Annotated in this window: 1 protein-coding gene; it reads left to right on the forward strand. The window is 50.7% G+C overall.

What is annotated here, in order from left to right; translation table 11 throughout:
* On the forward strand, window positions 1-603 hold a 603-nt coding region (locus R7O13_RS28740; RefSeq protein WP_318305445.1), incomplete at both ends, for a hypothetical protein.

Below are 603 nucleotides of genomic sequence, written 5' to 3' on the forward strand. Positions count from 1 at the left end.
CAGATGGGTGGCAAAGCGCCAGATGACACCTATACCGAGGTTCTCATTGAGGTGGTAGGGCACGTGCGTGACGACGCGGTTGGCGAGTTTACCAACCAGTTGCAAGGGAAGTTAAGCAGTGGCTCGTGCTATGTGACGTATAACTTACGCGAAAAAGTGATCGTTCCTGAACCGGGCAATTTGGCCGGCACGAAAATCACTACCGATCCAGCGGCTATCTACCATCCGGGCGACACTATTGGTTACGACATTGAGGTGAAAAACACTGGCAGCGGCTATGCAACTGACGTATTGATTGCGGATTTGTGGAAAACCATTCGTACTGAAAAAGCAGGATCTGCCTTGCCTCTTCGTGCCTTTGAGGGTTGGTCGGATGTCAGCGTTAGCGTAGATGGAACGGATCCGAGCTTAACTCAAGCTGTGTCGGGCTCAGAAGTAACGGGCGATAACGGTTATCAAGTTCGTTACAATATTCACCCTGATCATAGCGTCAAGCTGCATGTAGAAGGCGTGGTCAAAGCCGATCTGGTTGGTGATATCACAAATGTGGTCGAAGTCAATGACGCGACGAGTAAACAAGCCGCGCAAGCGACGTATGTTGCA

The sequence above is a fragment of the Vibrio sp. Y176 genome, assembly GCF_033438945.1.